This window comes from Paenibacillus sp. 1A_MP2 (assembly GCF_052244825.1).
In the GTDB taxonomy this organism is placed as follows: domain Bacteria; phylum Bacillota; class Bacilli; order Paenibacillales; family Paenibacillaceae; genus Paenibacillus; species Paenibacillus vandeheii.
Window position 1 is genome coordinate 2,316,973 of record NZ_JBQQCS010000001.1, and the last position, 22,661, is coordinate 2,339,633.

The window sequence follows — 22,661 nt, forward strand, 5'->3', positions numbered from 1 at the left end:
TGAGGCGGAATGAATTCCAAAATGGATAATAAGAAGGCAAGTCTGTGTTTAATTATTATCAAATTTAAAAACTTTACTGACGGAAGATGTCAGTAAAGTTTTTTTATAATAGGGGTATCAAATAGAAGGGGAGTGCATTATGCATATCAAAAAAGTGTATCTTTATGTATTTAATACGATGTCAGACTGGGAGGTGGGTTATTTAATTGCTGAACTAAACTCGGGAAGATATTTTAGAAAAGGGCTGAGACCGATAGAGGTGGTTACCGTGGGTGTTGATAAAAGTCCGGTGACTACCATGGGAGGGATGGACATACTGCCTCGCGTTTCTGTGGATGAGTGTATGTTAGAAAGCACGGATGTGTTGGTTCTTCCGGGTGGAGATACTTGGATGGGAACCATTCACGAACCGATATTGAAAAAAGCTGCGACATCATTAGAACAGGGTCATATTGTTGCGGCAATTTGTGGGGCAACCGTTGGACTCGCAAGGATGGGATTGTTAGACTCCAGAAGTCATACAAGCAACGATCTGGACTATTTGAAAATGATTTGTCCTCATTACATGGGAGAAAAATACTATGAGAGGGTACCGGCCGTAACGGATAACAATTTGGTTACTGCATCCGGCATAGCACCGTTGGAATTCGCGATGCATGTATTGAAGGTACTGGATGTATTTACACCGGAGACTTTAGATTCATGGTTCAATCTATATCAGACTCATGATCCAAAATACTTTTTCGAGTTAATGAATTCTATCAAATAGTTGGTATTTCGATATTTTCGCATAGGGTGGAATAAGATATAATAGGAGGAATTTATTCCATTCTATGTATGAGGTGATTCGGATGTCCAATGAGCTCATTCAAGCGATTCAATTATTAAAAGAAAAGAAGTGGGTGGATCTGACTCATACGTTTGGTCCGGAATCTCCACATTTCTCAGCTTTTGCTGCGGCACAATTTGATACGTTGTTTAATCACGATCAAGGCTTCTTTGCCCAGAGTTTCAGGTTTCCCGGACAATATGGTACGCATCTGGATGCACCGATTCACTTTGTGCGTGATACCCGTTATCTGGATGAATTGGGGTTGAAGGAGCTTGTGCTACCACTGGTAGTCATTGATCAATCTGAGGCTGTAGAGAGCAATCCGGATTTCACGCTGGATGTCGAGCATATTCTTGAGTTTGAAAAAGAGCATGGTGTGATTGAAGCTGGCAGCTTTGTAGCACTGCGTACCGATTGGAGCAAACGCTGGCCCAGTCATGAAGCCTTCGACAACAAGGATGCAGAGGGAAATAGTCATGCACCCGGATGGTCAGTCAGTGCGCTAATGTTTTTATTCGAGGAAAGAAAAATACAGGCGATTGGTCATGAAACCTTCGATACCGATTCAGCCGTGGATTATCAAAAGAACGGGTCGCTTCTGGCGGAATATTATGTACTTGCCCAGGATACATATCAGGTAGAGCTGTTAACGAATCTAGATCAGGTGCCGGCCAAAGGTGCGGTGATCTTCAATATCGTACCCAAGGCGGAAAAGGCGTCTGGCTTTCCAGTCCGCTCGTTTGCCATACTGCCGTAAAACAAGGTTGAATATAGGTATATCGAAATTTGACTCACACACAGTTCTTACCCAATGATCCGAATATGTAAATAGCAAGGGAGATGTATCTCTCTTCTGATTGTCGAGAAACCCAGGTCATGTTAAGGACCTTGGGTTTTTCTTGTGTTCAGGCAAGGAGAGCAGATATGAAATACTCAATTCATAGGGGCATTTGGACCGATCTTGTGTTAACATGTGCACTAACTAACCCAATAGCTTGATTGAGAAGGGGATACCATGTCCATTCGAATAAAAATGTTGCTGTCCTTCACGGGAATGCTCGTCATAAGTTTGCTGTTCATCCTGCTTACGGCAAGTCTGTATACAATTGCGGCGACAGGTGATCTGCAGGGTTTTCGCGATATATACAAAGTACATTATCAGGTCAACCCACTCACGGAACAGGGAGAAACGATCTTTCAAGAGATGAAGTTTCTGGCCAAAAATGATCCCGATGAACTGCAAAACAAGGTTTTGCTGCGCGAGTACGATATGAAGCTTCGAGCCGAGAAGTCAGGACTCTACGTCAGACGGGAGAATAGCCAGATCTTCGAATCGCTGACCTTCAACCAGCCAGAACTGAGACAAGCACTGCCTGCCTATGATCTTAACAATTATCAGATTCGCAGTACCTTCAACATAAGTGAGCGATTCTATGCATATGCGAAATTTGATTTTAAATATTCAGATGGGGAACGAGGGAGCATCTTCGTCATTCGAGAGAGAAGTCCTTTTGCGGAACTTACTCGCAAGCTGCTACCTGTGATGTCACTTCTGCTCATCGGTGTCCTCATCATCGCGAATCTGCTCTTATTCCGCTGGATCACTCGCAGCTTTATTAAGCCATTGAATCAACTTCGGAATTCAGCCGAACAGATTAAGGATGGGAATTTGTCCTTCAAGCCTCAAGTTAGCTCCAATGATGAGGTTGGACAACTCAGCGAAGCATTTGAGAGCATGAGGAATCAATTGCAACGCTCCAATGAGTTACGCCAGCAAGACGAAGCGAATCGCAGAGAACTCATCTCCAACATTTCGCATGACCTCCGCACGCCGATCACTAATATTAAAGGTTATATTGAGGGGATTTCGGGATGGAGTTGCGAATACTCCGGAAAAAATGGAATCATACGTAAATATTATTCACTCGAAAGCAGTTAGCATGGATAAGTTGGTGGATGAACTATTTCTGTATTCGAAGCTCGACTTGAATCAGGAACCCTTCCATTTCAAAGTGGTAGATCTTGTCGATTTCCTGGAAGACAGCATTGAAGAGTTAAGATACGATCTTGAGGACAAAGGGGTGCTCTTGCATTGGGAAAATCGGGCGTCTGATCCGGTCATGGCTTCTGTGGATCTGGATAAATTAAAACGAACCGTTGTCAATGTAGTGGATAATGCCCTCAAATATATGGAGAATGAACAAAAACGATTCGGCATTACACTTCAAGCAGATGACGAATGGACTACGATAGCCTTTAAGGACAATGGCAGGGGAATACCGGAAGAGGCGCTGCCTTATATATTTGAACGCTTTTATCGAGCGGAGCAATCCCGCAATTCCTCAACAGGAGGAAGTGGATTGGGACTGGCGATAGCCCGCCAAATCATCGATGGACACGGAGGCTACATCTGGGCGAAAAGTAATCCCGATGATGGCACAATCATTTATATCAAACTCAAACGGCTGAATGAAGAGTGGAGGCTAGTTGGTAATGACAAACATCTTGATTATTGAGGACGAAACAACGATTGCGGAATTGGAACGGGACTACTTTGAACTCAACGGGTTTTCGGTGGAGCTCTGCCATAACGGAGATGAAGGGCTAAAGCTGGCTCTGGAGGGAAGTTACAATCTCATTATTGTTGATCTGATGCTTCCGGGACTGGACGGCTTTGAATGTTGCAGGCGCATTCGTGAGGTAAAGGAGGTGCCGATCCTTGTCGTCTCCGCGAAGAAGGAGGAGATCGATAAGATTAGAACGTTCAATTTGGGGGTTGATGATTTTATTACAAAACCGTTTAGTCCAAGTGAGTTGGTTGCAAGAGCAAAGGCTCATTTGACCCGATATGAGAGATTGCTTGGCAAAAGCAAACCAGCCGAACAAGATGAGATCCATATTCGCGGGCTTCATATCGACAAGAGCGCGCGCCGCGTGTTTGCTAATGGCGAAGAGGTAGCAATTACAACCAAGGAATTCGATCTACTCGTATTTCTTGCGAGTCATCCCAATCGGGTATTCAGCAAACCCGATCTTTTCGAGCGGATCTGGAGCATGGATTCCAGCGGAGATATTGCGACGGTTACCGTCCATATTCGCAAACTGCGTGGGAAGCTGGAGGCAGATCCCAAAAATCCGGAGTATATTGAAACCGTCTGGGGTGCGGGTTACCGGTTCACCATATAAGTTTCGAGAAAAATTAGATTCAGTTTATAATTTTTTAATATTTTTGTCCTTGGGAGTTTCTTTTTGTCCTCTATTCTATAGTTACAGGCAACTTCAACCTATAGAGGAGGAATTCAGATATGAATCCTATAACCCGGAAAATGGCTACATTTTTAACGATAACTGCATTAGGCGCTACAGCATTCCCGCTAACTGCCAATCAGGCACAAGCAGCTACATACGTTACTAACGTTGCAACTACTGCGACACAGCTTACTGACCACCAGATTGAGGCTGCCATCAAGAAACTGAACAGCTTGGGGATTATGAATGGATATGCAGATCAATCGATGGGTGAGCGTAGGGCCATTACCCGTGCTGAATTAGCATCATTGGTATTTAAGACGTTTAATCTGGAGGGCAAAACGGGAGAACGTGTAGAATTAACAGACATCAGTCCTAAAGCATGGTATGCGCCGTATGCATCAAAGCTCGTTGAACTTGGTATTATGCAGGCGAACAATGGACAATTTCATGCGCAAAGTCAAGTTACGGATGCAGAACTGGAACAAGTCGTATCCAAAGCGATGCAGCGTGATGTGAAATCCGTTCATCATTGGATGAGTACTTTTTACTCCGAGAACGGTTCGACCACGCGCGGTGAAACGGCGGTGTTGTTGCAAACGGCCCATCAGGCCATTCCTTCGGAGCAGGCTCAAATCCAGAGCGTTAAATCACTGAATGCAATTACCTTAATCGTCACGTTCGATAAGCCCCTGACATCAGCAAATGAAGTGTTTTCCAAGGCACAAACCGATTTTGCGCTTAGTGGTGGATTGACGTTGACCAACATGCCTCGTCTGAAAACAGGGTCCATCGCGACTTACATCGTTCCAACGTCCGTTCAACATGCAGAAGAAGTGTACAGTCTCAGGTATAAAGGTCGGGATGCGGGTACCTTTGAAGGCAGTGGTACAAAATTAAGCATGACAACTGCTAGTCAAATAACGAATGATACATTCGAGATTGAAGCATTACAAGAGGACGGTGTAGTGGATTACGGCTATATCATTTCGGCCTACAGCGGTGGTCGAGGGGCCAATGCGTTTGTATTGAATGACCAAGAACAAGCAGAAGGCAGAACGTTTCAAATTATCTCTTCCATGCAGGTAAGACAAGTCGTGATTACGCCAGAAGGTGGCGAGCCAATCGTTGCCAAATATGTTCCGTTCACGCAATCGACAGATGGCAAACAAGAACCGAAGTTCCGTTTGCCTGAAGGACAAACTTTGCAATCCGGTGTCACGTATACCGTTTCATCTGACTGGGCCAACATCAATAACGCTTCGTTCGTCGCGAGATCGTTTGATGCGCTGAAGGTTGCGAATGCTCAAGCTGTGAGTGAAACTTCAATTGAAGTTTCACTGGCACAAGATCCTGGGGATGAACTCTTCTCTGGTCGAAGTGTAACATTAACTTCACCTAGCGGGGCCGTTGTTACAGCCACTTATAAATATTCAAGCCGGAAAGGTGCAACGGGCTTATTCGATCTTGTTAATGATGACAAGTTGATCCCAGGGATCACCTATACGATAAGTCCAGTTGGCGATTGGAGTGTTGCTTCTTCGGTAACAGTGGCACTGTAATAAAGGAGGCAGTATGAGTAAGTCGCTGATGATGATAATTCTAATAAGCAGTATTTTTGTCGTTCAAGGCTGTGTACCTGAAGTGAGAGATGACTCGATGGTGGAGGAGAAGGCATTGACTTCACCAGATGAACAGCTATTTAAGGCAGCTGAGGGTAGAGACAGCGAAAGTATCGGAAAATGGATTCAAGAAGGCGCCAATATCAATGCTCAAGATCAGAGCGGAAGAACCGCTGCCATGATTGCAACATACAACAATGATCTGGCAACAGCTAAACTGTTGATACAAGCGGGTGCAGATGTTAATGTACAGGATGATATGAAGAATACCCCGTTTTTGTACGCTGGCGCTGAAGGTTACTTGGATATTTTGAAGCTGACAATTGAGGCGGAAGCCGACCCATCGATAACGAATAGATATGGAGGGACGGCACTTATTCCAGCTTCGGAGCACGGCTACGTTGATGTGGTACGAGAACTTCTGACCCAAACCTCAGTAAATGTGAACCATGTTAATCAACTGGGGTGGACAGCCCTGCTGGAAGCAATCATTTTAAACGATGGCAATAAACGGCAACAGGAGACGATTCAATTACTCATTGATCATGGAGCAGATGTGAACCTTATGGATCGTGATGGAATATCACCGCTTATTCATGCGAGGAATAAAGGTTTTAAGGAAATCGAAGAGATTCTAGTCCGCGCTGGTGCGAAATAGAGCATCGTTTGTATTTTGCATCATTCGTTTTAGATGAAGAGGCATACAGATAAATAATAAAGGAGGCATATTCCGCCTCCTTTTTATGTGGTTACTTTTGATCCGATGAGGGATCCTGATTAAACCGTTGTGAAATTTTCTTCTCTGTTTTCTTACGCCGTATCCAGCGCTTGAAAATACCTTCTTCTTTTCTTCCCTGCAGTGTTTCTTTCATGCCTTGGATCATAAATTCGGATCTTCGTCTGTCATCCCGACCAATCTCGCGCAATTCCTTAATAAATTTGTCGTCCATATCTGCCTCTCGCTCATTAAGTATATTTTCATTATACCGAACGTACGTTCTTTTATCAAGTTTTACCATAATCGAATTTTTTGGACGATTCTAGTGAGATAGAGCACAGGATTCAGCCTTCTCCATATGTGAAAATGGAATAGAACTTTCAGTAAAATTTGTATAACATGTCTGGAGGGTGAGGGATGAGGAAGGGTGATGAAGGTGAAAGGAAGCATGAATGTGGACCTGGAAGGTCGTGGGTGCTCATTATTATGCAGGGGTTACTGGGCATTGGTGCGATCATTGGAGGGGGAGCACTCATTATCGATCCATCGGGAAATCTTGTCCATATGCCGGATTCATTGTTAGAGCATTCTCCGTTTGGCAGTTTTTTGATCCCGGGAATTATACTAATGTTGGTTCTTGGCGTTGTGCCACTGATCATTGCCGTTTCACTCATTCGCCGCACTCACTGGAAAATAGGTGAGAAACTGAATCTTTACTCGAATCAATACTGGGGGTGGACGTTCTCGTTATATACGGGATTTACTCTGATCATCTGGATTATGGCTCAGGTATACTGGATACAGCATGTATCTATTATCCATCTAGTCTATTTTGCTTGGGGAGTCGGTATCCAGATCGTCACTCTTCTGCCTGGCGTACAGCGAAAATATCAAGCAGATTGCTCAACAAAAACATTCTCCTTATAAAATAAAACGGCTGTCATCTGGATCTTGGATTGATCCGGGAGACAGCCGTTTGTCTGTATTGTTACTTGGAAGCCTGATAGGCGTTCAAGAATTCTTTCACTTTTGCCGGATCGGACTTCAATTCATTTCCGGTCTGAACAAGTGGGCTTACTGTGGAGTACGCCTTAAGTTTATTGTTTTTGTAGAATTGCAGAATGTCATCCTGATTGATGGAGTACAGTACGGATTTTCTCAGGTCACTGCTCTTGGCAACTTCCCGATTGGCAGTGTTGAACAGCAGATAGGAAACCCCATTGCTCGGAATGCTCTGCAATTGCAATTTGCTGTCACCTTTGATGATGTCATATTTCGTTTCAGGCACCCCGTAGTATAAGTGAATTTCGCTACTGCGAAGAGCAGATAGCGCACTGTCGGCATCCGAGATGAATCGTACATTCACCTGAGAAATCTTGGGTGCATATTCAGAGCCTTTACGGTAGCCGGGATTCTGATAGAATACACCTTCATAATCATTTTTATATGCCAAGATATATGGGCCGCTGGCATACAGGGTGTTGTTGTACGAAGCACCTTCAGTCACGGTATTCTGATCGCCGTAAGGAATGTCTTTATTCACGTCAAACGAAGCTACATCATACGTATTGATGCTCTCCACCTGCTTTTTGGACACAATACCAGCAGATTGGTGAGCCAGATAATTCAATACTTGCGGGAAGGGTTCCGTGGTTGTGAGTTTCACAACTTGATACTTCCCGGCAGCGTTATTGGCTTTGTTTTTGTCCGTGACCAGTTCCGTAATTTTGGTGCCAAGCCCTTGTTCCAATGCTTCTTTAACCGTACCGCTGCCACTGGATTGCTGAATGGATTCCAAGGCGCCCAGATCCGTTACCAACTCGGCCTCCTTGATATGTTCGTGAAGGCTGTATGTCCGGTGATCCGGTACGGAATCTTTGTTTTTGGCGCGATCGAGAGAGAAGATGACGTCATCTGCACCGACTCGTTCACCCGTATCTACAGCCTTTTTATTTTCAATCTTCGCAAAGTTGATATCGTCTCTGAGAATGAAATAATACTCCGAGTTCCCCTCCGCAATGCTGAAATTGTGGGAGAGCGATCCCTCTGCTGTGAGCTGATCGTCATCTGTCAGGTTAACGAGACGTACATACATGTTGGTATTCAATTGGTTGATGGAACCGTCGTTTCCTTTGATCGGGTCAAGGGAAGTCAGGACGGAAGCGGTTTGTGTCAGAATTAAGGGTTCTTTTGTATTTTTGGAGCTGTCTTTGAATTCAATAGGTTCCCATGCCATGGCGCGGGATTTGGACAAGCGAACCGTATCTACATTCAGAATGTCTTTATTCACAGCCTGACTTTTCAGGGAAATGTACAGCGGAGCGATATAGGCTTGATCCGTTACCAAGCGGTCCTCCAATTGTTTATACGTATTCTTGTAGTCATCCGGAGTCTGAGTAGCGGCTTGGTCAATAAGTTTATCGATTTCCTCATCTGCGAGAATGCTGTAATCCCCACCCGTTTTGAAAAGAGAACGGACCGCATAATCCGGGTTTCCAGTTACCGTTGTCCAGCTGGACAACGCAATATCATAATTCCCTGCATCCTGCTGGGATTTGTAGCTGCCGTAATCCGGCTGCAGATTCAGCTTTACATTGAAGCCGTTCTTGGTGAGCTGGTCGCGGATAATATTCACGTCATTTTCGGAAGAGCTCTGAGCCAGTAATTCGATGTCTACCGGTTTTTGGTTTTGCGTGTTCTCCGATTTATCGGATGGCGCAGTCTCGGACTGCGATTCCGTCTTGGTCTTCACATTGCAACCTGAGATTACAAGGACGAGAATCAATAGTAGTGCGATCAACGTACGTTTTTTCATGAAAATACCTCCAGATAAGTTCATAGTTCATAATTATTGTTCCAAATTGAGTTGAAGGCGGTAAGTTAAGCCTTTTCCAGCTTTGGATCAAGCGCATCGCGCAGTCCGTCTCCCAGAAAGTTGAACGAGAGCACGAGCAGAATGATTGCCAGACCTGGATAGATGGCCAGATATGAATGGGTTTCCAGATACGTACTGCCCAGCTTGAGAATGTTGCCCCACTCAGGAATATGCGGCTCCACGCCGAGCCCCAGATAACTTAAACTGCTGGTGGCGATGACTGCCCCGCCGATGGTGAGCGTTGACTTAATAATCATGGGTGCGAGTGAGTTCGGAATAATATGTTTGAAAATAATAGACCGATTGTTGTAACCCAGCGCACGTGCGGCTTCAACAAATTCAAAAGTAGATACATAGAGTACACTGGCTCTCATGGTTCGTGCATAGGTTGGGATCGAGCCCAGACTGAGCGCCAGAATAAGATTGACCGTATTGGCCCCGAACGCCGCAATGATGGCGATAGCGAGCAAAATACCCGGAATGGCATAGAGAATATCCAGCAATCGCATGATAATATTGTCTGTATGTCTTCCATAGAATCCCGAGAATGCTCCGAGAATACCGCCAATGAATACCGGAATCAGAGTTGACATGAAACCCACGATTAACGATATACGGGCACCGAATACAATCCGGGAAAATAAACACCGTCCAAAGTCATCTGTTCCCAAGGGATAGGCGAGCGATGGGGACTGAAGCAAGGCCGAGTAGTTATTTTCTACAGCCATGCTGTAATCAAAAGTAAAGAAGCTGCAAATCGATATCGAGAACAGGAAAATGATAAAAAACAAACCGGACATTGCTGTGACATTCGGAGCGAGACGCTCCCACAGATCATTCCAGAAGTTGGATTTTTGTTTACCCTGTCTGCGAATTCGTCCAATGATGGAAATACCCAGCAGCAGTGCGAACACATTGCCTGTGACCGAAGTCAGGATGAGTATCGTACTTACGCCCAGCATCCAGCGCGGGATGATCGAGGCTGAGGTATATCGGGATACGATAAACAGCACAACCAAATCAATCACCAGGATAAACAGCAGCGCCGCCATGGCTGGCAAAAACGTATCCGCAACATACGGTTTGAATATATTGAGTGCCGAGACCCCAATAACGAACAGCTGGGTCAGCAGCATATACACCGCAAATGTATACTCAATGCTCTTTGTCTTTTTGATCAGGTGAAAAGCGGCCGTTACGATAAAGATATTGCCGGAAACGATACCCAGCAGCTGAACCCAGGCGAGTCTGCGAGTCAGCACAGAGATTGTGCCCTGCCGAATCAGGTTGCTCCGAATTCGGAGCGTAAGCACACTCTGGACCAGCGTGAAAAATAGATAGATTCCGAGTGCTGTCAGCAGAAATGGCCTGAACACCTGGAGGCTCCAGTCATAGATGTTGAATAACAGTAACATCGACAAGAGAAGGGAAGTGACCCAGGCGAAGCTCGCCTGACTGTACTCCTGTGAAGACTTAAGTCGAAAACGCATTTCCTGTGTGAGTGAACCCGATTTTGTCATCATGCACCTGCTTTAATATTGTTTCATCTTGGAACGTACCCGCGGGTCAATAAAAGCGTAGAGAAGATCTACCACCACATTAATAATGGAGATTGTAATCGCTGTGTACACTACTCCGCCCATAATACTCGGAATATCGGGTATAAATTGTTTATCCACAATGTAGCTGCCGAGCCCGCTAATATTAAACACTTTCTCTGTTACTGCCGCCCCTCCAAGCATGCCTCCGAATTGCAGGCCAACCACGGTTACAATTGGAATTAATGCATTACGTACCGCATGTTTCAGCATGACATGTCGTTCGCTTAACCCTTTTGCACGGGCAGTCATCACGTAGTCCTCATGAATAACTTCCAGCGTGGAAGAACGGGTCATACGGGCTACTGCAGCGGTTAATCCGGTTCCGAGAACTATCGTTGGCATAATAATAGAGAGCCAGTTCTGCGGATTGAAGGTAGCGGGAAGCCACTGCAGCTTGATCGAGAAATTCAGGATGAAAATAAGTCCTTGCCAGAAATTCGGAATCGATAATCCAATCAATGCAATAAACATGAATGTGTAATCAAACAGTGAATTGGGCTTGATCGCCGAGATAATCCCAATTGGCAATGCAATGACAAGGGCAAGCAGCAAGGAGATAACGGCCAGTGTTAATGTGATTGGGAACTTTCTGGCGATCGTAGCCGTGACATCTTCATTCCCTGAAAAAGATTTGCCGAGATCAAACAGTGCTACGCCCTTGATATTGTTCCAGAGTTGGACAAGGTAGGGCTGATCCAGGCCATACACATGGTTGAAAGCCGCGATCTGTTCCTGTGTCGCCGTCTCTCCGAGAATGTTGGCCGCCGGATTGAATGGAGACAGGTATAAGATGGTGAATACAAGTGTAGCTACGCCCAGAATGACGAATACCGTCATCAGAATTCTTTCAAATATGTACTTTAGATAAGGATTGCCATACAACAGCATTATGACGTACATCAGACAGCCCGGAATAACCGATGCCGCAAGAAACCACGGTTTATCAATCAGGGATTGGAACGTATCCGCCATCGTCAGGCGCTGTGTCCCCAGTTCCTGAAGCTTGCTGAACGTTCGTTCCTTTAACTCCTTCTGAACGGATTCCTTCAGCCACTCCTCCGCCTGGCGCTCAAACTCAGCCTTACTAACTTGCTGCTGAAAGAAACGGTGTTTACGCCTCAACTGTTCTTCCACGTCCGTCCGAAGTTTATCTCGATAAGAACTGGATAACATATCACGCTCAACAGCCTGTTGAACCAGGGCCCAGCCATCCTTTTTTTTTCTGGATTGCCAGACCAGAAGCACAATCAGATTAACGGGCAGTCCGAGAATAAATAGAACATATCGATAGGAGGGATGAAGCAGCATTTTGCCATAAATAAAACCCAGGGTGTATACAAGCTGTGACATTTTGCTGCCTTTTGCAAGATTCAAACCATGCGAGCCTCCTTTCATTTGATTTTAAATTGCATTATTCCGATTGATATAGTATATATTATTTAGAGTCTATTCAATTGTCAAGGTATGGAAGAGTATACATATGAGCACATGTGAAAATATGGATGAGGCTGGTGATCACATGCAACCTTTGCTAAAAGTAAATGAGTTGTCCGTTTCTTTTCATTCCGGAGAGAGTGAATTTCAGGCGGTGAAGGAAGTCAGTTTTGAAGTGCGGAAAGGGGAAACCCTTGGCATTGTAGGGGAATCCGGCAGTGGGAAGAGTGTGACGGCACGTTCCATTATGAGACTGCTTGCTTCTCCTCCTTCGCAGATGAAAAAGGGTGAGATCCTGTTTAAAGGAGTAGATCTGGTCCATAAAACGCAAAAGAGATGGAGAGCATCCGTGGCCGTGACATCGGCATGATCTTTCAGGACCCTATGAGCTCTCTTAATCCGACCATTAAAATAGGGAAACAGATTACCGAAAGTCTGATTAAACATCAGAAGCTATCCAGAGGAGAAGCGAAGAAGCAGGCGATCGCCATGCTGGAGCTGGTTGGTATCACCCGGAGTGAAATACGTTTCAATCAGTATCCACATGAATTTTCCGGAGGTATGCGTCAGCGGGTGATGATTGCCATTGCTCTTGCTTGCCGGCCTGAATTGCTGATCGCAGATGAACCCACAACTGCGCTTGATGTAACCATTCAGGCCCAAATTCTTAATTTGATGAAAGATATGCAAGCACGGCTGGGCACTTCCATTATTCTGATTACCCATGATCTCGGCGTAGTGGCAGGCATGTGTGATCGGGTCGTGGTCATGAAAGACGGGCAGATTGTGGAATCCGGGACAACTACAGAGATTTTTGCATATCCGAAGCATCCATATACGTCCAGACTGCTAAATGCATTGCCTCGATTAGATGAGAAGAAAAAGCCGAAACTCGTTTCGTTGGTGCCACGCGATCTGGAGGATGATCAGCCTCTGTTGGAGGTGAAGTCCCTCAGGCAGTACTTTAATCTGGGCAAAGGCAACACCTTAAAAGCTGTGAACGATATCAGTTTCGAGATTCGCCGGGGGAGACACTTGGGGTCGTGGGCGAATCGGGCAGCGGGAAATCGACTACAGGTCGAGCCATTCTTCGACTGCATGAGCCTACAGGTGGGGACGTCCTGTTTAAGGGAGTACCACTCAATCGCCTTTCTGCCTCAGAGATGAAAACGATGAGGCGGCATATGCAGATTATTTTCCAGGACCCGTATGCGTCGCTTAATCCGAAATTTAGAATCATGGACATTATTGGGGAAGCCTTGGATATTCACGGTCTTGCCGGCAGTCCCGCTGAACGGGAAAAGCGTGTGGAGGAATTGCTGGAGATGGTCGGCCTCGATCCGGCTCATGCCCAGCGTTATCCTCATGAATTTTCAGGTGGACAACGGCAACGGATCGGAATCGCTCGTGCGCTGGCCGTGGAACCTGAATTTATTGTATGTGACGAGCCGTTGTCTGCGCTGGATGTGTCCATTCAGGCCCAGATTGTACAGCTGCTTGAAGAGTTGCAGCAGCGACTTGGTCTTACATACCTGTTTATCGCACATGACCTGTCCATGGTGAAACATATCAGTGATCATGTTGCTGTCATGTATAACGGGAAGATTGTGGAGTTAGCAGAAAGTGAGGAGCTCTATTCGAACCCCCAGCATGCATACACAAAGGCATTGTTGTCGGCCATCCCGGTTCCGGACCCGGCTGTGGAGGCGATGAAAAAACGTCATCCTGTGAGTGAAACACCGAGAGAAACGGTAGAAGTAGAAGATCGCTATAATCTGGAGCAGTCCAGGTGGGTGGAAGTAAAAGAGGGACATTGGGTGGCGATTTCCGGATAAGGTGAAACATTCAACTTCACTACAAAATGAACCCCGGCAGTGATCTGTGGAAGATCATTGCGCGGGGTTCTATTCCATGCCCGGCAGGCACAGTGGATATATTACTTGAACTGAACGGATTTCTTAATGGTATCGATCTCGGCCTTCGATGTGTCATCCAGATATGTGAAGATGAAGTTAAACGCATAACCTTCAATAATCGTACTGTAGTAATCTTGCGTAATGGTTGAACCATTGCCCGCATCCATCGTGATTTGCATCAGGTCCATCTCTTTGCCACCGATGGTTTCGGTTGTGAATTCTTTGTATTCATAAGGGAACTGGCTGTTCACCATAAATTTCTTCGTTGCTTCCAGATAATCTTTACCTGTGCGAATGCCTTGCAGCAGGCTTACTTTTTCAGCAATCGCCATAGCGGAAGGACCAACCTGTCCTCCATCCAATGGATATTGTGAAGCCATCAACAGGTTCAGTGTTTTGGCCTGAGACAGTTCAATTTGTTTTTTCTTCGTTTCATCGTCTCCAGCAATAGCCTCAGAGGAAGCGCTCGTCAGCTCGTTCATGCCGTCTGCATCCTGGAACTCCCAAGCTTCCGGGAATTTCAGTGATACACCGAAATAGTCATTGTTATAAGAGCCTTTTTCCGTAGTTCCCAATTCAACTTCTTTGGAGTTATCTGTTTCCTTGGACTCGGAAGTGGATGCTTCAGAGCTTTCTGTGTTTTCCGTATCTTCCGTCTTGGCTGTGTCTGTATCTGTGCCGGTAGTGGTTTCCGTTGTAGTGGATTCATTCGTTTTGGCGTTGTTATCCGCTTTGTCGCCGCAGGCTGAAGCAACCAACAAAATCATAATCAACATGGAAAACAATGAAGCTTTTTTTGGAATAGACATATTACCCTCCTGGAAATGTGTGTGTGTTCTCTTTGTCTCTCTGTAATCGTGCGTACCTAAAAAGCTTAGCACAGATGTTCGTGTTTACCACCTATAGGAATCTATAGGGGTACCTTTATAGATAAGACAGACGGCTGGCAATTGAAACAGCTTCGGTGCTGGATTGTACACCTAATTTGTTAAAAATCACTTTTTTATGATGATTTACGGTACATTCCTTGATTTTTAATTTCAAAGCAATCGCTTTAACCGTTAGTCCGTTAGAAATCATTTTCAGGATGGTTAACTGGCGTTTGGTGAACTCTACCGATTGCGGTTCTTCGACCGACGCGGCAAGGTTACACTGATAACGATTTTGCATATGAGCCGGGATCAACTTGGCGATTGCAATCAGTTCGCTCTGCATGTCCGCATTAATCGTCGAGACGTCCAGATAGCCGACATGTTGAAGTCCAACAGACAAAGGTGCAGCATAACAGTGCCAGCTACGAAAAAGAGGATTCTCATGCTGCTCAGGTTGCAGCTGGACAGCTCCATGTGTGTCCATTGATTCGGATATGGCATTGACGCCACAGCTTCTGGCCGTAAAGATCATACCCGGACGGATGGGTGACTGCTTCACCACCTGTTCCAAATCAGGGCTGTAATCCATGGCAAGCAGGACCCCATGCGAGTCGGTGAGCAGAAAGAGATACGTGCTGGACAGATTTTCTTTGATATCCGATAGACTTTGCTGGAAGGCACTAATCAGAAAATGATTGATTTTACGAATCCTGTCCAGATTGGCTTTCGTTACATATTGAATATGTGCCGTACCGGGAGCAACTCGTTCGCTCTCGGACCAGCTCTTTCGTAAGGCAGATGTTCGTGCAGACATAAGGTGTCCTCCTTGGCTATCCATTTTCCCAATAAACATTTAAAATTAAGTCTACCTTTTCCGGAATCGGTTTCAAGCGGCTTAAGGATGAATTGCTTATCGTAGGACTTGGGGGTTACGATGTCTATTTCAGGGCGGGAATTTACATGAGTATGAAAGAGTTATATCGAACGCCCTAAGAGCAGCGATTATATGTATGCCTCAATAAGTTCAAACGGATCAGTGAGTGGATGGAGTGGAAAGTTGATTTTGCAAAATAGATATGTTACGCTTACATTACAAGAGAAAAACAACAGAATACGCAATAACATCTTTTGATGGATTGTAACTGTGAAGACAGGCAAAACCTAAACTGATGGTGAAATGAAGGCTCTTTTTTTGCGAGCTATTTTACCTTGAGTTTAGGTTTTTCTTGTTTTTTGGCTTGAAATACAGCCACTTTATCCCGGAAAAACCCAAATAAAATTCGAAAAGAGGTTGTTCGTTATGACCACGGCAAAAAAAGGATTCCCCGAAAACTTCCTGTGGGGAGGCGCTACAGCTGCCAACCAATTGGAAGGTGCATTCGATCAGGACGGCAAAGGTCTCTCTACTGCGGATATGATTGCGCATGTTCCCAAAGAGAAGCGTACAGGTGGACATGCCATGGAAATCTCCTCTACACGAATTGAAGAGATCCTCTCCGGCAAAATTGAAGAACGTTTCCCTAAACGTTTTGGTATTGATTTCTATCATCACTATAAAGAAGATATCGCATTGTTTGCCGAAATGGGCTTCAAGGTATTCCGTTTGTCCATTCACTGGGCTCGTATTTTCCCGAACGGTTATGATCAAGAGCCGAACGAAGCTGGCCTGAAATTCTATGACAACGTCTTCGACGAACTGTTGAAATACGGAATTGAACCACTTGTGACGTTGTCTCACTATGAAACTCCGCTGGGTCTGACACAGAAATACAATGGCTGGGCAGGCCGTGAAGTGATCGGGCACTATGTGAGATATGCAGAAACCGTGTTCAATCGTTATAAAAATAAAGTGAAATACTGGCTGACGTTCAATGAAATTAACGTTATGCTATTTAGCCCATACACTGGCGGCGGTATCCTGATCGATAAAGTGGACAACCAATTGCAAACGACGTATCAAGCACTGCATCACCAATTTGTAGCAAGTGCGCTGGTAACCAAGCTTGCTCATGAGATTATTCCTGATTCCCAAGTGGGCTGTATGCTCGCACGTATGGAAACGTACCCGGCGACCTGTAACCCGGTAGATGTTCGACTGGCGCAACATGAAAATCAGATTAACCTCTTCTTCACGGATATGCATGCTCGTGGTCAATACCCGAACTACATGGCTCGTTATTTTGAAGAAAACAACATCGTGATTCAGAAAGAAGCAGGCGATGATGAAATTTTGCTCAACAACACAGTGGATTTCATCTCCTTCAGCTATTACATGTCCGTAACTAAATCTGCATCCGCAGACAAAGAAGAAACAACGGGTAACCTGACTGGTGGCGTCAAAAACCCTTATCTCGAAGCTTCCGATTGGGGTTGGGAGATTGATCCAATTGGTCTGCGCGTAACGTTGAATAACTTCTGGGATCGTTACCAAAAACCATTGTTTATTGTTGAGAATGGTCTGGGTGCATATGATCGCGTGGAAGAGGATGGTTCCATTCATGACTCCTACCGCGTGGATTATCTGAAAAAACATATTGAACAAATGAAAGAAGCGATCAAGGACGGTGTAGATCTGATTGGATTTACAGCATGGGGCCCGATTGACCTCGTGAGCATGTCCACGTCAGAAATGTCCAAACGTTATGGATTCATCTATGTGGATCTGGATGACGAAGGTAATGGAACACTTAAACGTTCGAAAAAAGATTCGTTTGACTGGTACAAAAATGTAATAGCCAGCAATGGTGAGCAGCTGTAATTGGCCTGATTCCTGTATCTTATCTTGAACCCGGATTGCTTCATATCATTAGGCTATTCGGGATTGTTACCGCATAAGCGGGCAAAACCCAACATTAAAGCAGGCTATCGGTAGCTGATCTGATCTGAAGCCCTTTAAGTTGGTGCATTGTCCGCTTTTTGATGTGATCACGGGCATAGGGGCAACTGTTTTAACAAAGAATGAACATAACGTAACCAGAGAGGATGACAGAGATGACAACACCATTTCCGAAGGATTTTCTATGGGGCGGCGCAGTCGCAGCCAATCAGCTCGAAGGAGCATACAATACGGATGGCAAAGGCCTGTCTGTTCAGGATGTAATGCCGCATGGGATTACGACGCCAAGAACGGAAGGACCGACAGAGGATAACTTGAAATTGATCGGTATCGATTTCTACAATCGTTACAAAGAGGACGTTAAGTTGTTTGCTGAGATGGGATTCAAAGTGTTCCGTACCTCCATCGCCTGGTCCCGTATTTTCCCTAAAGGTGATGAGTTGGAGCCAAACGAAAAAGGTTTGCAGTTCTACGATGATCTGTTTGACGAATGCCACAAATACGGGATTGAACCGCTCGTAACGATCTCTCATTATGAGACACCACTGCACTTGTCCAAAACATATGACGGCTGGGTTAACCGTAAAATGATCGAGTTCTACGAGCGTTATGTAACCGTCCTGTTTAACCGTTTCAAAGGCAAAGTGAAGTACTGGCTGACGTTCAATGAAATTAACTCCATTCTGGAGGAGCCATTCATGAGCGGCGGGATTTACACGCCCAAATCCGAACTCTCCAAACAGGATCTGTATCAGGCAATCCACCATGAGCTGGTGGCAAGTGCGCTGGCTGTCAAACTGGGACATGAGATCATGCCTGGAGCGAAAATTGGCTGTATGGTACTCAGCATGCCAACCTATCCGCTGACACCAAATCCGGATGATGTGGTAGCTGCAATGCATGCGGAACAGCGCAATGACATCTTTGCCGATATTCATGCACGTGGCTATTATCCGAAATACATCAATCGTTACTTCAAAGCGAATAATATCAACATCAAGTTTGAAGATGGCGATGCTGAAATCCTGAAACATACGGTGGACTTCATCTCGTTCAGTTACTATGTAAGTATTTGTGAGACAGGTGACCCACAGAAGCGTGTTGAAGGCAAAGGGAATTTGTTTGCAGGTGTACAGAACCCTTATCTCAAAGCAAGTGAATGGGGTTGGCAGATTGATCCGCAAGGCCTGCGCGTGACGCTGAATAAATACTGGGACCGTTATCAAAAACCGTTGTTTATTGTCGAAAATGGTTTGGGTGCAGCAGATGAGCTGATCACAGACGAAAATGGCAATAAAACGGTGAATGATGATTACCGGATTCAATATCTGAATGATCACTTGGTACAAGTGGGAGAAGCGATTGAAGACGGCGTTGAAGTTATGGGTTATACCTCATGGGGCTGCATCGATCTGGTGAGTGCATCCACAGCAGAGATGAAGAAACGTTATGGCTTTATCTATGTGGATCGCAATAACGATGGAACGGGTACACTGAATCGTTACAAGAAAAAATCATTCCATTGGTACAAAGAAGTTATTGGTACAAACGGCGCAAGTCTAAAATCCGATAACCATTAATTTCTAGTTCTAAAGACATATGTGGGTAGCATCTTCTTGTGTCGTATTTAAGCACATTAACCGCTTTCACAAAAACATTGTCAGATAGATAATTATATGGTAAGATGGGCCTAAGGCTAATGAATACTGGATTGTTACTGTTCAATCAGGCAAAACCAGAAGCGGGCATGTGTTTTATGACCTGTTTTGGTTTTGCCTTTTACTACTTTGACGGTGCAAGGTGATGTGAAGAAATGAAAATTGAGAAGGTGCTGAACAACAACGTAGTTACTGTGATTGATCCGGGAGGAAACGAACTGGTCGTCATGGGACGAGGCATAGCCTTCAAAAAGCATACTGGTGAAACGATAGACGACAGTCTGGTCGAAAAAATATTCTCATTGGAAAGCAAGGAAGTATCGCAGAAACTGAAAACGCTTCTGTCTGATATTCCAGTTGAATATGTTGAATGCTCGGATGAGATTATCCGTTACGCCGAGACCGTGTTGGGTGAGAAGCTTCATGAGAGCATCTACATTTCACTAACGGATCATATTCATTTTGCCATTGACCGGCATCGTCAGGGCTTGCAGATTCGTAACGCATTGTTCTGGGAGATTAAGCGCATGTACCGCAAGGAATATGTTATTGGACTCAAGGCGCTGCAGATTATTGAAGAAACATTGGGCGTCCTGCTTCCCGAAGACGAATGCGCATTCATCGCCATGCATCTGGTAAATGCACAGATGAATGGCGAGATGAGGGAAACCATCAGTATTACGAATATCGTTAAAGATATACTCAACATCGTACGACGCAGCTTTGTCATTGAACTGGATGAGGATTCACTGAGTTATTATCGATTCCTGACGCATTTGAAGTTCTTTGCTCAGCGCGTATTGCATGGTACAGCGATTGAAGATAAGGAAGCAGATAATCCGCTTCATGATCTGGTGAGCAAACAATATCCTGAGGCACATGCTTGTGCTGTTAAGATTAACGATTACACCCGCAAGATCTATAACCGGATCTTGTCCAAGGAAGAAATTCTATATCTGACGATTCACATTGAACGTGTTGTCAGAACGGAACAAACAATCGAATAGTATGGGATTGTTACTGCAAAAAAGGCAAAACCTAAACGTTGAATAATGATAAGCTGAAACTGCTTTGTCATTATTCAGTGTTTAGGTTTTTTTTAACCTTCATTACACATAAAAGGAGCAAAACACAATGGATAAACAACAATTGTCCAAGGATATTCTGAAGCTTGTTGGTGGCGAAGAGAACATTGATCAAGTCACGCACTGTATGACAAGACTCCGGTTCAACCTGAATGACAACAAAAAAGCGGACAAAGCGACGCTGAAAAATACACCTGGCGTTATGGGCGTTATGGAGAATGGCGGCCAGTTCCAGGTTATTATCGGGAACGATGTGCCTGTTGTATATAATGCACTTGTAGGCAACATGTCCAAATCACCGAATGCAAACGCTGAATCAACCGGTGCTTCGGCTGAGAAGAAAAAGAAAAATCCGATAAGTGCATTGTTTGACTTTATTTCTGGAGTGTTTACGCCAATCCTGCCTGCGATTACGGGTGCAGGTATGATCAAAGGGATCGTGGCAATCCTGGTAGCTTTAGGTTGGTTGTCTGATACAAGCTCAACCTATATCATTTTGTCTGCGATCGGTGATGGCGCATTTTACTTCCTGCCGATCATTCTAGCAATCAGTGCCGCACGTAAGCTCGGTAGCAATATGTATATTGCTGCAGCACTGGCAGCGGGGATTATGCATCCGACGATTACAGCCTTGCTTGCCAATGGCGACACCACATTTGTGGGTATTAAGGTTATAGCAGCAACCTATTCTTCTACGGTTATTCCGATTATTCTCGCCATCTGGATTGCTTCCTATGTAGAGAAAGCGGTTGATCGTGTTACACATGCTTCGCTTAAGCTTTTGATTGTTCCAACGGTTACCCTGTTAGTTATGGTTCCTCTGACCTTGATGACGGTTGGACCATTGGGTACAGTGCTTGGTAATGGCTTGTCAGGTGGTATTTCCTGGTTGTTCGACAATATGTCTATATTCGCAAGTATCTTGATTGGTGGTACGATGTCACTACTGATTATTACAGGTATGCACTATGCACTGTTGCCAATCATCGTTGGTTCGATGACTTCACTCGGTTACGATTTTATTATTCCACTGATGTTTGCAGCTAACCTGGCACAAGGTGGTGCAGCACTTGGTGTTGGTCTTAGATCGAAAAATGCTAAAACTAAATCGCTTGCTTATTCCACAGGTCTTACGGCTGTTATGGGGATTACGGAACCGGCAATGTACGGGATCAATATGAAATTCAAAAAACCATTTATTGCAGCCCTGATCGGTGGAGCTGTTGCAGGTGGATTCATGGGTATCGTCAATGTTAAAGCTTATGTACTTACAGGTCTGGTGGGTCTGCCAAGTATCGCAGCATTTATCAGTCCGGCAATTAGCACGCTCATTTACGCTCTGGTTGGTGGTGCGATTGCAATCATCGCTGCAGCGGTACTGACGTACATCCTTGGTTTCCAAGAAGACAGTGCTCCACAATCGGCTGAAGCCGCACCAGCTGCTGAGCCTGCAACACCAGCAGCAACGACTTCTGCTTCCGCAGTAATTGAAGAAACCAAAGCACTGGATCAAGACGTATTTAGCCCAATTACTGGTGAAGTTAAATCGCTGAGCGAAGTTCCAGACCCTGCATTCTCGGAAGAGATTATGGGTAGAGGTTTTGCAATTCAGCCATCCGAAGGTCGTGTGGTTTCTCCAATCAACGGAACGGTATTCTCGCTGTCCAAGAGTGGACATGCTATCGGTTTGGTCAGCGACAATGGTGCTGAGATGCTGATTCATATCGGGATTGATACCGTGAAACTGAAAGGTCAATTCTTCTCCCCTAAAGTTCAAGCTGGAGCGAAGGTTGCCGTTGGTGATATACTCATGGAATTCGATCGGGAAGAAATTGAAAAAGCTGGCTACACAACGATCACTCCGGTAATCGTTACGAACATGCATCAATACAATTCAATTGAATCTGCCGGACGTACAGAGATTAAAGAACAAGAATTGTTGTTCACGGCAAAAGCTTAACGA

Annotated in this window: 18 protein-coding genes and 1 pseudogene; 13 read left to right on the forward strand and 6 right to left on the reverse strand. The window is 45.0% G+C overall.

The annotated features are described in order from the left end of the window. Nucleotides 1-139 precede the first annotated feature (139 nt). From ACTWJ7_RS11325 to ACTWJ7_RS11355, 7 genes are all read left to right on the forward strand, one after another. Complete coding sequence (locus ACTWJ7_RS11325; protein WP_301878157.1) at nucleotides 140-769, forward strand: type 1 glutamine amidotransferase family protein; 630 nt, start codon at nucleotides 140-142, stop codon at nucleotides 767-769. Between the two features lie 82 nt (nucleotides 770-851). Beyond that, nucleotides 852-1,589: a cyclase family protein gene (locus tag ACTWJ7_RS11330; protein ID WP_301878155.1), complete on the forward strand. Its 738-nt coding sequence runs from the start codon at nucleotides 852-854 to the stop codon at nucleotides 1,587-1,589. 258 nt (nucleotides 1,590-1,847) lie between these two features. Then, on the forward strand, nucleotides 1,848-2,771 hold the full coding sequence (locus tag ACTWJ7_RS11335; protein WP_443145449.1) for a HAMP domain-containing protein: 924 nt from the start codon (nucleotides 1,848-1,850) through the stop codon (nucleotides 2,769-2,771). Between the two features lies 1 nt (nucleotide 2,772). After that, the gene (locus tag ACTWJ7_RS11340; protein WP_443145450.1) at nucleotides 2,773-3,348 is read left to right on the forward strand and encodes a sensor histidine kinase; all 576 of its coding nucleotides are present in this window, start codon (nucleotides 2,773-2,775) and stop codon (nucleotides 3,346-3,348) included. Beyond that, nucleotides 3,326-4,018 carry a response regulator transcription factor gene (locus ACTWJ7_RS11345; RefSeq protein ID WP_079351154.1) on the forward strand — a complete coding sequence of 231 codons (693 nt, stop codon included), beginning with the start codon at nucleotides 3,326-3,328 and terminating at the stop codon, nucleotides 4,016-4,018. The genes ACTWJ7_RS11340 and ACTWJ7_RS11345 overlap by 23 nt, the downstream gene beginning before the upstream one ends. A 119-nt stretch (nucleotides 4,019-4,137) precedes the next feature. Further along, a complete protein-coding gene (locus ACTWJ7_RS11350; protein WP_301878153.1) occupies nucleotides 4,138-5,643 on the forward strand; it encodes an S-layer homology domain-containing protein in 1,506 nt (501 codons plus the stop codon). A gap of 13 nt (nucleotides 5,644-5,656) precedes the next feature. Then, complete coding sequence (locus tag ACTWJ7_RS11355; RefSeq protein WP_301878152.1) at nucleotides 5,657-6,361, forward strand: ankyrin repeat domain-containing protein; 705 nt, start codon at nucleotides 5,657-5,659, stop codon at nucleotides 6,359-6,361. Between the two features lie 91 nt (nucleotides 6,362-6,452). Here the strand turns inward: ACTWJ7_RS11355 and ACTWJ7_RS11360 are convergent, their stop codons facing one another. After that, nucleotides 6,453-6,653 (reverse strand): hypothetical protein, encoded by a 201-nt coding sequence (locus tag ACTWJ7_RS11360; RefSeq protein WP_094936863.1) that lies wholly within the window; start codon nucleotides 6,651-6,653, stop codon nucleotides 6,453-6,455. A gap of 185 nt (nucleotides 6,654-6,838) precedes the next feature. Here ACTWJ7_RS11360 and ACTWJ7_RS11365 point away from each other — a divergent pair, with 185 nt between their 5' ends. Further along, nucleotides 6,839-7,348 (forward strand): hypothetical protein, encoded by a 510-nt coding sequence (locus ACTWJ7_RS11365; RefSeq protein WP_301878150.1) that lies wholly within the window; start codon nucleotides 6,839-6,841, stop codon nucleotides 7,346-7,348. 61 nt (nucleotides 7,349-7,409) lie between these two features. On the opposite strand, the gene ACTWJ7_RS11370 is transcribed toward ACTWJ7_RS11365, so the two are convergent. The 3 genes from ACTWJ7_RS11370 to ACTWJ7_RS11380 all read right to left on the reverse strand — a co-directional run bounded on the left by ACTWJ7_RS11370 (nucleotide 7,410) and on the right by ACTWJ7_RS11380 (nucleotide 12,271). Continuing rightward, on the reverse strand, nucleotides 7,410-9,236 hold the full coding sequence (locus ACTWJ7_RS11370) for an ABC transporter substrate-binding protein (protein ID WP_301878149.1): 1,827 nt from the start codon (nucleotides 9,234-9,236) through the stop codon (nucleotides 7,410-7,412). Nucleotides 9,237-9,301: 65 nt separating this feature from the next. Next, nucleotides 9,302-10,816 carry an ABC transporter permease gene (locus ACTWJ7_RS11375; protein ID WP_443146365.1) on the reverse strand — a complete coding sequence of 505 codons (1,515 nt, stop codon included), beginning with the start codon at nucleotides 10,814-10,816 and terminating at the stop codon, nucleotides 9,302-9,304. Nucleotides 10,817-10,828: 12 nt separating this feature from the next. Then, a complete protein-coding gene (locus tag ACTWJ7_RS11380) occupies nucleotides 10,829-12,271 on the reverse strand; it encodes an ABC transporter permease subunit (RefSeq protein ID WP_301878148.1) in 1,443 nt (480 codons plus the stop codon). A gap of 145 nt (nucleotides 12,272-12,416) precedes the next feature. On the opposite strand from ACTWJ7_RS11380, the pseudogene ACTWJ7_RS11385 reads away from it, so the two are divergent. Beyond that, nucleotides 12,417-14,166 (forward strand): annotated as a pseudogene (locus ACTWJ7_RS11385) (ABC transporter ATP-binding protein). A 101-nt stretch (nucleotides 14,167-14,267) separates the two neighbouring features. Here the strand turns inward: ACTWJ7_RS11385 and ACTWJ7_RS11390 are convergent. Both ACTWJ7_RS11390 and ACTWJ7_RS11395 read right to left on the reverse strand, forming a co-directional pair. Further along, nucleotides 14,268-15,056 carry a hypothetical protein gene (locus tag ACTWJ7_RS11390; protein ID WP_301878147.1) on the reverse strand — a complete coding sequence of 263 codons (789 nt, stop codon included), beginning with the start codon at nucleotides 15,054-15,056 and terminating at the stop codon, nucleotides 14,268-14,270. 115 nt (nucleotides 15,057-15,171) lie between these two features. Beyond that, nucleotides 15,172-15,933 (reverse strand): LuxR C-terminal-related transcriptional regulator, encoded by a 762-nt coding sequence (locus ACTWJ7_RS11395; RefSeq protein WP_301878146.1) that lies wholly within the window; start codon nucleotides 15,931-15,933, stop codon nucleotides 15,172-15,174. Nucleotides 15,934-16,419: 486 nt separating this feature from the next. On the opposite strand from ACTWJ7_RS11395, the gene ACTWJ7_RS11400 reads away from it, so the two are divergent. The 4 genes from ACTWJ7_RS11400 to ACTWJ7_RS11415 all read left to right on the forward strand — a co-directional run bounded on the left by ACTWJ7_RS11400 (nucleotide 16,420) and on the right by ACTWJ7_RS11415 (nucleotide 22,658). After that, entirely contained in the window at nucleotides 16,420-17,877 is a 1,458-nt protein-coding gene (locus ACTWJ7_RS11400; RefSeq protein ID WP_301878145.1) for a glycoside hydrolase family 1 protein, read from the forward strand. Between the two features lie 233 nt (nucleotides 17,878-18,110). Further along, nucleotides 18,111-19,535, forward strand: coding sequence for a glycoside hydrolase family 1 protein (locus ACTWJ7_RS11405; RefSeq protein WP_301878144.1), 1,425 nt, complete (start codon nucleotides 18,111-18,113; stop codon nucleotides 19,533-19,535). 233 nt (nucleotides 19,536-19,768) lie between these two features. Beyond that, nucleotides 19,769-20,620, forward strand: a complete 852-nt coding sequence (licT, locus tag ACTWJ7_RS11410; RefSeq protein ID WP_301878143.1) for a BglG family transcription antiterminator LicT — start codon at nucleotides 19,769-19,771, stop codon at nucleotides 20,618-20,620. 127 nt (nucleotides 20,621-20,747) lie between these two features. After that, nucleotides 20,748-22,658 carry a beta-glucoside-specific PTS transporter subunit IIABC gene (locus ACTWJ7_RS11415; RefSeq protein WP_301878142.1) on the forward strand — a complete coding sequence of 637 codons (1,911 nt, stop codon included), beginning with the start codon at nucleotides 20,748-20,750 and terminating at the stop codon, nucleotides 22,656-22,658. Nucleotides 22,659-22,661 lie beyond the last annotated feature (3 nt).

Coding starts and splice junctions, on each gene's coding strand:
- ACTWJ7_RS11325 (WP_301878157.1), top strand. CDS start 140: ATGCATATCAAAAAAGTGTATCTTTATGTATTTAATACGATGTCAGAC.
- ACTWJ7_RS11330 (WP_301878155.1), top strand. CDS start 852: ATGTCCAATGAGCTCATTCAAGCGATTCAATTATTAAAAGAAAAGAAG.
- ACTWJ7_RS11335 (WP_443145449.1), top strand. CDS start 1,848: ATGTCCATTCGAATAAAAATGTTGCTGTCCTTCACGGGAATGCTCGTC.
- ACTWJ7_RS11340 (WP_443145450.1), top strand. CDS start 2,773: ATGGATAAGTTGGTGGATGAACTATTTCTGTATTCGAAGCTCGACTTG.
- ACTWJ7_RS11345 (WP_079351154.1), top strand. CDS start 3,326: ATGACAAACATCTTGATTATTGAGGACGAAACAACGATTGCGGAATTG.
- ACTWJ7_RS11350 (WP_301878153.1), top strand. CDS start 4,138: ATGAATCCTATAACCCGGAAAATGGCTACATTTTTAACGATAACTGCA.
- ACTWJ7_RS11355 (WP_301878152.1), top strand. CDS start 5,657: ATGAGTAAGTCGCTGATGATGATAATTCTAATAAGCAGTATTTTTGTC.
- ACTWJ7_RS11360 (WP_094936863.1), bottom strand. CDS start 6,653: ATGGACGACAAATTTATTAAGGAATTGCGCGAGATTGGTCGGGATGAC.
- ACTWJ7_RS11365 (WP_301878150.1), top strand. CDS start 6,839: ATGAGGAAGGGTGATGAAGGTGAAAGGAAGCATGAATGTGGACCTGGA.
- ACTWJ7_RS11370 (WP_301878149.1), bottom strand. CDS start 9,236: ATGAAAAAACGTACGTTGATCGCACTACTATTGATTCTCGTCCTTGTA.
- ACTWJ7_RS11375 (WP_443146365.1), bottom strand. CDS start 10,816: ATGACAAAATCGGGTTCACTCACACAGGAAATGCGTTTTCGACTTAAG.
- ACTWJ7_RS11390 (WP_301878147.1), bottom strand. CDS start 15,056: ATGTCTATTCCAAAAAAAGCTTCATTGTTTTCCATGTTGATTATGATT.
- ACTWJ7_RS11395 (WP_301878146.1), bottom strand. CDS start 15,933: ATGTCTGCACGAACATCTGCCTTACGAAAGAGCTGGTCCGAGAGCGAA.
- ACTWJ7_RS11400 (WP_301878145.1), top strand. CDS start 16,420: ATGACCACGGCAAAAAAAGGATTCCCCGAAAACTTCCTGTGGGGAGGC.
- ACTWJ7_RS11405 (WP_301878144.1), top strand. CDS start 18,111: ATGACAACACCATTTCCGAAGGATTTTCTATGGGGCGGCGCAGTCGCA.
- licT (WP_301878143.1), top strand. CDS start 19,769: ATGAAAATTGAGAAGGTGCTGAACAACAACGTAGTTACTGTGATTGAT.
- ACTWJ7_RS11415 (WP_301878142.1), top strand. CDS start 20,748: ATGGATAAACAACAATTGTCCAAGGATATTCTGAAGCTTGTTGGTGGC.